7 protein-coding genes are annotated in these 8368 nt (G+C 67.4%); 1 reads left to right on the top strand and 6 read right to left on the bottom strand.

Translation table 11 applies throughout. From position 1 onward, the window contains the following. Positions 1-26 precede the first annotated feature (26 nt). A complete protein-coding gene (locus ACQKP1_RS25540; RefSeq protein ID WP_427277464.1) occupies positions 27-1760 on the bottom strand; it encodes a DUF4158 domain-containing protein in 1734 nt (577 codons plus the stop codon). 15 nt (positions 1761-1775) lie between these two features. Continuing rightward, positions 1776-2381, bottom strand: a complete 606-nt coding sequence (locus tag ACQKP1_RS25535) for a recombinase family protein (protein ID WP_055971942.1) — start codon at positions 2379-2381, stop codon at positions 1776-1778. A gap of 242 nt (positions 2382-2623) precedes the next feature. Here ACQKP1_RS25535 and ACQKP1_RS25530 point away from each other — a divergent pair, with 242 nt between their 5' ends. Next, entirely contained in the window at positions 2624-3379 is a 756-nt protein-coding gene (locus ACQKP1_RS25530; protein ID WP_427277465.1) for a glucose 1-dehydrogenase, read from the top strand. Positions 3380-3418: 39 nt separating this feature from the next. Here ACQKP1_RS25530 and ACQKP1_RS25525 read toward each other — a convergent pair whose 3' ends face one another. From ACQKP1_RS25525 to ACQKP1_RS25510, 4 genes are read right to left on the bottom strand one after another with little or no spacing between them, the layout of a single operon-like run. Continuing rightward, positions 3419-5107, bottom strand: coding sequence for a complex I subunit 5 family protein (locus ACQKP1_RS25525; RefSeq protein WP_427277463.1), 1689 nt, complete (start codon positions 5105-5107; stop codon positions 3419-3421). Then, a complete protein-coding gene (locus ACQKP1_RS25520; RefSeq protein ID WP_427277462.1) occupies positions 5104-6582 on the bottom strand; it encodes a proton-conducting transporter membrane subunit in 1479 nt (492 codons plus the stop codon). The genes ACQKP1_RS25525 and ACQKP1_RS25520 overlap by 4 nt, the downstream gene beginning before the upstream one ends. Then, complete coding sequence (locus ACQKP1_RS25515; protein ID WP_427277461.1) at positions 6579-8033, bottom strand: complex I subunit 5 family protein; 1455 nt, start codon at positions 8031-8033, stop codon at positions 6579-6581. The genes ACQKP1_RS25520 and ACQKP1_RS25515 overlap by 4 nt, the downstream gene beginning before the upstream one ends. Beyond that, positions 8030-8368 (bottom strand): NADH-quinone oxidoreductase subunit K, encoded by a 339-nt coding sequence (locus tag ACQKP1_RS25510; protein WP_246754036.1) that lies wholly within the window; start codon positions 8366-8368, stop codon positions 8030-8032. Before ACQKP1_RS25510 ends, ACQKP1_RS25515 begins: the two co-directional genes overlap by 4 nt.

The following is an 8368-nucleotide window of genomic DNA, read 5'->3' as shown; positions in this document are numbered from 1 at the left end:
CGCGCGCCTCTTCGGACTTCAAAAGGTTAACAAAGCGTGAAGCGCACCCGATTCAAGGGCAAACTGCGGGCCGAACCTGACTTTGCGACAAGCCCGTCACGCTCCTCCTCGCGGATCGGGGAGACCGACAAACCCTTGTCGGAAATAGCCGCATCCGGAATGGCGTTGGCGGCCGCCGCCCTTGCCAGCTCTTTGAGTTTCGCGTCGAGCGTGGCGGTGCGTTCGGCTCGCCATTCGGCAAAGCTGTCAGGGATGGCAAGCCCGAGCCGGCCTTCGGCGCGCATCAGGGCAAAGATCGGTCGAGGCAGAAGATAATCCTCGAAACTGCGCCATGCTCGGCTGCCATCAACCCATATGTCACCGGCCCGCAGGCGCTCTCGAAGGTGAACGAGTACCGCCACTTCCCAAGCCCGAAGGTCGATGGTGACACCGTCCGAGCGCACACGTCGCCGCCACTTGCGCGTCATGAACGCGAACGGCACCTGCGCGGGTAGTTTCCTGCCACTGTAGAGCGCACGCAGATGATCCACTGCCTTCAAAACCGGATCATCGGGACGAAACGACCGGAAAGAGAACGCGCCGAACATGAGCCTGCCCAGCTTTCGCAGCGATTTGTGCCGCTCTATGAGCTCATCGAATTCGTCGCTGCGATCGGGGCGCACGACGGACCTGGCTGCGGCCACGCTGGCGGTCAATCCGTCCCAGCCGAGTGAGACTGCAATTGCGGATGCGAGATCGGTGTTGTTCTCACGGGCGGCCAGAAGCGCCTCGCCAAGCTTGAGATGATCGAGCGCCACCCCATCAAGAATCTCGGCTTCTTTCAGCCGGCGTTCTGTGCGGCTCAGTTCAGCCTTGCGCCGGGTGCTGCCGATCAGTTTGCAGAACATGTCGATCGCAAGGTCGGTGATTGCCGCCTGCCTCTCGATGACGAACGCCGTCAGCGTGGCGTAGCGGCGCTCGGATGTAAGGCGTCGTATCTCACGGGCATGCAGAATGCGGGCGTCCCGGGCGATGATGCCATAGCGGTTGGCATGGATCGTTTTACGTCGCTCATCGGAAATCGCCGCCGAACGCAGAACCTCAAGCCGGGCAATCAGGCCCTTGAGGTTTTTCAGTTTCGTCCCCTCCGGCGCTTCCGCAATCCAGCCGAGATGGCTCCGATCGCCGGACCGATCGATGAGAAGCTGATCAAGCGCCTCGATGGACGGTTGCTCCATGCCCCGGATCAAGCCGCGATAAGCCTGTCGTCGCGCTGCCGCCCGGCCCGCCATCGCCAGACGTATCAGCAGTTCCGGCACAGGAACGAGCAGCTTCCTCTCCTTCAGGGCTTCGATCACGGCCTTGGTGATCGGCTCGCCTTGTTCGGTAGCGGCTGCCTCGCGTGCCGCCGCGGTGATCAGGGATCGATAATCGCTCGCCCGGACGGGCCGGAGATCCAGTGCGACGACAATCTCCCGCGTATGTTCTCGACGGGTTTCCTCCCGCTGGGCATAGAGTGCGAACACCGCAGCGTCGATGCCCAACTGGTCGGCGACAACGGAGACGACTGCCTGAGGCGGAACTTCCCCAGCGCGGAGCGGACGACCGAGATCACGCACCAGGGCGAGTTGGATGGCAAAACCCAGACGATTATGCGATCGGCGATGCGCCCTGGCGAAAGCGATGTCCTCAGCGGACAGCGCATAGCGCGCGAGGGCCTCTTCATAAACATCGGGTGGGTCGAACAGAACGGTGCGCGACTGCGCGTCGAGGAAGGCCATCGGTCACACCCGCTCTCAAACTGGGGGAGCAGGCTCATCTTCTTTGCCCGGTCCGGTCCATCCGGTTCGCCGCAATGTATCGATGAGAGTCGAGCGCGGCACCTTGAATGTCCGACACACCGACGCCTTGCTGGCGCCGGCTTCCAGCGCCGCCAGAATCTGCTCAACCTTTTCGGTGTCGATCGTCGGTGGCCTACCGCCCTTGCGACCGCGCCGGCGTGCCGCCGCCAGTCCAGCGTTGACCCGCTCCGTGATCAGCACTCTCTCGTATTCGGCGAGCGTGCCAAACAGGTTGAACAGGAACGCACCGTGCGAATTCGTCGTGTCGATAGCTTCCGTCAAAGAGCGGAAGGCGACCCCGCGCATCTTCAGATCCTCAACGATTCTGATCAGGTGGGAGAGTGATCGGCCCAGACGGTCGAGCTTCCAAACGACCAGCACGTCACCCTCGCACAATTCCGCAAGGCAAGCCTTCAGCCCCGGCCGATCGTCGCGCGCGCCCGAAGCGCGATCCTGATGCAGGTGACGCTGATCGACCCCGGCCGCGAGCAGGGCGTCGCGCTGCAAGGCAACCGACTGCCGCTCATCACCGCTCGATACCCGCATGTAACCGATCAACATGCACGACAAACCTCAAATTCCGTGTTGCCGCACAGTCTCACATTCCGACAGGGTTTGTCGCGCAAATAATTGCCCAGTCACCCCGTCGATTTCGACCCGCCGAACCGCTACGCGGAAATCATCTGTTTTCCGTCACGCCAAAAATCTCTTAGCGGGTAATATTGCAGAGATTCCCACGGAGCCCCATGGTTAGCGGAAACGCTTAGAGTGTCATTTCGCCCCCAGCCTGAACCGACCCCGCGCTGGTCACCGGCGCCGCGGCGGGGATCGGACGCGCGACGGCGCTGAAATTCTCCGCCGAAGGGGCGAAGGTCATGGTCTCGGATGTCGAGAGCATCGGCGGCGAGGAAACCGCGGCGATGATCCGCGCCAAGGGCGGCGAGGCGCGGTTCCTGCGCGCCGACGTGTCGCTGGCGGCCGAGGTCAAGGCGCTGGTCGCCGGGACGGTCGCGGCCTATGGTCGGTTGGACTGCGCCTGCAACAACGCCGGCATCGAAGGCGCGATCGCACCCTTCATCGAGCAGACCGAAGCGAATTTCGACCGCATCATCGCGGTCAACCTGAAAGGCACCTTCCTCTGCCTGCAGGCCGAGATCACCCAGATGCTGGCCCAAGGCGGTGATGGGGGCGGCGGATCCATCGTCAACCTGTCCTCGATCGCCGGGCTGATCGGCTTTCCGGGGCTATCGGCCTACGTCGCCTCCAAGCACGGGGTGAACGGGCTGACGCGCAATGCGGCGCTGGAATATGCCAAGGCGGGGATCCGGGTGAATTCGGTCTGCCCGGCGGGGATCGACACGCGGATGCTCGATTCGCTGGCCGATCAGGCGACGGGCGGCAAGATGACCAGCCGGCAGATGATGGACGGACTGCACCCGATGGGCCGCATCGGCACCCCCGACGAGGTGGCGGGCCTGATCGTCTGGCTGTGCTCGGCCGAGGCCGGGTTCATGACCGGCGCGGTGGTGCCGGTCGACGGCGGCTACGTCGCGCAATAGGCTAGAGTCGCGCCGAAGTCGGGCCAAAGTCGGGCCAGTCTAGATCAGGCTGGCCGCGACGACCGCCCCCGCGATGGCCAGCAGCAGGATGGCGGCGGCGGCGCCTTCGCGGAAGATGTCCTCGATCCGGTCCAGATCCTCGCCGATGACGGCCTGCTTTCGCGGGCGCGAGCGGCGCAGCGACCGTGACCCGGCGCGCAGGGCAGCCCTTGCGGCGGCGGTCAGGGCCGCTGCCCGGCGCTGCACCGGGCCAAGCGCGTCGCCCTCGGGCAGGGCGGGCGGCTTCAACCCGACCGCGACCGCGCCCGCGATCAAGAGCACCGCGAGACCCAGCGGCCAGGCCTCGGCCAGCTTCGACGCGAGGTCCGCCGCCAGCGGGGACTTGCCGGTCACATCGGCGTAAAGCAGCCAGGGCAGCCATAGCGCCGCCCCGGCCAGCGCCAGGAACGGCAGCGCCATCAGAAGCGGCGGGCGGCGGCGCGGTTTCGCCTTCGGCAGCACCGCCAGATAGCGCGCCATGGCCTGCGCCGTGGTCAGTGCGGACAGACCGATCAGCGTCGCGCCAAGCGCTCCGGCCGGGTCCTTCATCGCCGATTTCACCAGCGCCCCGGCCAGCAGCGGCATCCCGGCCAGCGACAGGCCCAGCACCGCCAGCACCGCCATCAACCCCCAGCGCCAGGCCCGCCGACAGAGCGGCGCGAGGCCGACGCCCAGGAACAGCGCCCCCTTGGCCAGCCCGTGATGCAATGCGAACAGCGCCACCGCCGGCAGCACCGTGGCGGGCGCGCTGCCCGCAGCCAGCGCAACGCCCAGCACCCCCATGACCAGACCCATCTGGCTGACGGTGGAATAGGCCAGTACCGACTTGGCCCCGGCCTGCCCGACCGCCAGCAGCGCCGCAAGGAACAGGCCGGAAAAGCCCAGGATCATCAGCACATTGCCCGCGACCGCCGCAGGCGTGCCCAGCGGCAGGAAGGCCACCATGCCGAAGATCCCGGCCTTGACGATCGCCCCCGACAGCACCGCCGAGGCCGGCACCGGGGCTGCCGGATGCGCCACCGGCAGCCAGACATGCAGCGGCATCAGCCCGGCCTTGATCCCGAAACCGACGATGAGGAGCGGCAGCGCCGCCGGATGCGCCGAGGGCAGGGCTAACCCTGCGCGCACCGCCTCGATGCCGATGGCGCCGCCCGCCCCGAACGAGGCCAGCATCAGCCCGACCAGGATCGCAACTTCTCCCGTGACCGCCAGCACCAGATAGACCGTCCCCGCCCGCATCGAGGCGGGCTGGCGGTCGTGGATCACCAGAGGATAGGCCAGAAGCGAGACCAGCGCGAAGAAGACATAGAAGCTGACGATGTCGGCGGCGATGAAGACGCCCAGATTGCCCGCCAGCACCAGGTTCCAGAACAGCGCAAAGGCGGCGGGCCGCCCGTCGCGGCGCAGGTAGACGGCAGCATAGACCCCGGCCCAGAACCACAGAACCGCCGCTCCGCCAAGGAAGATCGCGCCGGTCGCAGTCAGGTCCAGCCCGCCGTCCAGAAGCACCCCCGGCAGCGCGACGGGCGTGTCGCGCGGCGCGAAAAGAGCGGCGGCCAGTGCCGGCAGGGGGCCAAGCGGCAGAAACGTCAGCATGCGCGGGCCCCAGCCCGGCAGCAGCGCCAGCCCGGCCAGCAGCATCGGCCACAGCACGGCCAGCGGCAGAAGGAGGGTCAGGTCGGCGGTCATCGAAGGTAGCCCCCCTCGGCGATCAGCGTGGCCCAGCCCAGCGGGCTGAACGGCAACGAGGCGAAGATGCCTGCCCCCAGCGATACCAGGGCCGTCAACGCGGCGGGCAGGATCAGCATCCGGTCGCGGGTGGTGGCCAGCTCGCGGATGGCGGGCCGGTCGGCCGGCGGTGGCAACAGCCAGGCGCGGTAGAGGAGCGGCAGGAAATAGGCGGCGTTCAACAGCGATGACCCCGCCAGCACCGCGACTACCCAGGCCGCATCCGATTGCAGCGCCCCGATCCCCAGATACCATTTCGAGATGAAGCCCGCGACCGGCGGCATCCCGATCATCCCCAGCGCCCCCACCGAGAACGCCGCCATCGTCACCGGCATCTGCCGCCCGGCACCGTCGAGATCGGCAATCGCCTTGATCCCCATCCGGTTCGCCAGCGCGCCCGCGCACATGAACAGCGTGATCTTCATGATGCCCTGATGCACCAGATGCACCAGCCCGCCGATCACCGCGAAAGGCCCGATCAGGCTGGCACCCAGCACGATGTAGCTGACCTGGCTGACGGTGGAATAGGCCAGCCGCTTCTTCAGGTCTCTCTGCATCAGCGCCCGGACCGAGCCGTAAAGGATCGTCACCGAAGCCAGCGCCGCCAGCGGCACGCCAAGGCCCAGTTCGGCCACGGTGCCGATGCCGTAGACATCATAGATCATCCGCACGATGCCGAAGGCCCCGGCCTTGACCACCGCCACGGCGTGCAAAAGCGCGCTGACCGGGGCGGGGGCGGCCATCGCCTCGGGCAGCCAGCCGTGGAAGGGGAAGATCGCGGCCTTCACCCCCAGCCCGCCGATGCACAGGATGAAGATCAGCGTCAGGGTCAGCGCGGGAACGCCGGCAAGGTCCGGCGGGGTGGCGAACTCGATTGGGCCGACCAGCGATTGCAGCCAGAGGATCCCGGCCAGGAAAGCGACGCTGCCGGCCAGCGTGTAGGTCAGGTAGATCCGCCCGGCCCTGAGCGATTTTTCGTCGCCCTTGTGCGCGACCAGTGGCCAGGTCGCCAGCGTCAGGAGTTCGTAGAACAGGAAAAAGGTGATCGCGGTGCCCGACATCGCCACGCCGGTCGCCGCCAGCACGCAGAGGTTGAAAAAGCCGAAGAAGCGCGGCAGGTTCGGACCCCGGTCGAAATAGGCGATGGCGTAGATCGTGGTCAGAAGCCACAAGAACACCGACAGCGTCACGAACAGAAGCGCCAGCGGGTCCAGCCGCAGAACGAAATCATGGCCGGGCAGGAACTCGTAGCGCCATTCGAACACGAGGCCCGCCTCGGCCTGCATAAGCAGATAGGTCACCACCACAAGCTTGACGCAAGCCACGCCAAGGTTCGCGGCATTGCGCCAGGCCGAAAGCCGTTCCGGCAGGGCAAAGCTGACCACGGCGGCGGCCAGCGGCAAGAGGATCAGAGCCAAGGGCGCGAAGGTCATCATGGCGCGGGTTCCGGCAGGATTGCCGCAGGTTCGGCCCAGGGCGCGGCGATCGCCGACAGCTCGACCAGTGCTGTGCCGCCAAAGCCCATCACGATGGCCAGCCCCGCCAGTGCCAGCGGCGCGGCCGTGCGCAAGCCGCTGGTGACCGGCGCGCGCGGGGTTGTCGCGGGGGCAAAGCAGGCCGCGAGCGCGCCGAAAAGATAGACCGCCGCCAGAAGCCCGCCCAGGATCAGCACCCCGGCGTATAGGTAGGCGCCCTGCTCGATCGCGGCGGTCAGGAGGAGGAACTTGGCCGTGAACCCGCCCGAGGGCGGCAGCCCCATCAGCGACACCGCCGCCAGCCCGAAGGCAGTGACGGTCAGCGGCATCGCCTGCGCCAGCCCGCCCAGATCGGCGATCCGGTCTCCGGCGGCGGCCTTCAGCATCAGCCCGGCGGCAAGGAACATCGCGGCCTTGGCCAGCATGTGCGCCACCGCCTGCAAGGTCATCCCGGCCCAGGCGTCGCCGGGGTCAATGGCCCCCGCGACCAGCGGAAAGGCCAGGAACAGATAGCCGACCTGCGCAACTGTCGAATAGGCCACCAGCGCCTTCAGCCGGTCCTGCCGCATCGCCTGGACCGAGCCGTAAAGCACCGCCGCGGCGCCAAGCCCGCCCAGCACCTGCAGCGCGGCCGGGCCGGTGATGGCGGGGAAAGCCTCGAACCACAGCCGCACCAGGATGACGAAACCCAGCTTGACCGCGATCGCCGACAAAAGCGCGCTGGCCGGGGCCGGGGCGGCGGCATGGGCGGGCGGCAGCCAGCCATGCATCGGGAACAGCGCCGCCTTGATCAAAAGCCCCGCCGTCATCAGCCCCAGCGCCATGAGCGTCGCGAGATCAGGCTCGGCCAGCTGCGCCAGCAGGGTCACGTCCACCGTGTCGTAGCGTGCCACGATCAGCGCCACGCCCAGAAGATAGGCCAGCGAGCCGAGGAGCGCGATCATGAAATAGCGCAGTGCCGCCGCCAGCGAGCCCATCGCCGCCAGTGCCACCGCGGCCAGGCTGACCATCTCGAGCGTGACGTAAAGGTTGAAGAGATCGGTGGTCAGGAACCCCGCATTCGCCCCGGCCCAGAGCAGGTAGACCAGCGGCCAGAAGGTCTCGGCCTGGGCGGCGTGGCCGGGCTTTTCCGGCGGCTCGGCCAGCGCATGCAGCCCGACCGCGCCGATCACCAGGGCGGTGGTCAGGATCATCAGCCGCGCCACCCCGTCGGCGCGCAGCAGGATGCCCAGCGGCAGCTCCCACTGGCCGACCAGATAGGCGGCATCGGGCGGCAAAAGCGCCAGCCACAGCGCCAGCCCCGCCATCAGCGGTGCCGCCAGCAGGATCAGCCAGCGCGCCGCCCGGCCCAGCATCAGCGCCGCCACCATGCAGCAAAGCGGCACGGCCACCACAAGGTCAAGCGGGCTCATGAAGCGCCCCTTGCGTTATCGTCGGCGGCAGGTTTCGCCGCCGCCCGCGTCTCGGCCTGCCGCACGATCATCGCCGCGCCGAAGGCGGTCAGCGCGACCGCGACGACGATGCCGGTTATGACCAGCGCCTGCGGAAAGGGATCGGTCGCGTCGGGGCCGCGGCCAAGGCTGCCCAGGATCAGGAAGATTCCGGCCCCGACCACGTTGACTGCCAGCAGCTGGCGCAAGGGGTGGCGCTGGGTGATGAAGGCGTAAAGCCCCAGACCCACCAGCACCGCGCCGGTCAGGGCATAAAGATGCCCGGCGGACAGGATGTCGGACAGCGGCAAGTCCAT

The organism is Allorhizobium sp. NPDC080224 (assembly GCF_050281005.1).
Taxonomy (GTDB): domain Bacteria; phylum Pseudomonadota; class Alphaproteobacteria; order Rhizobiales; family Rhizobiaceae; genus Allorhizobium.
Note: the sequence above shows the minus strand (reverse complement) of the source record. Positions and strands in the feature narration are given on the sequence as shown.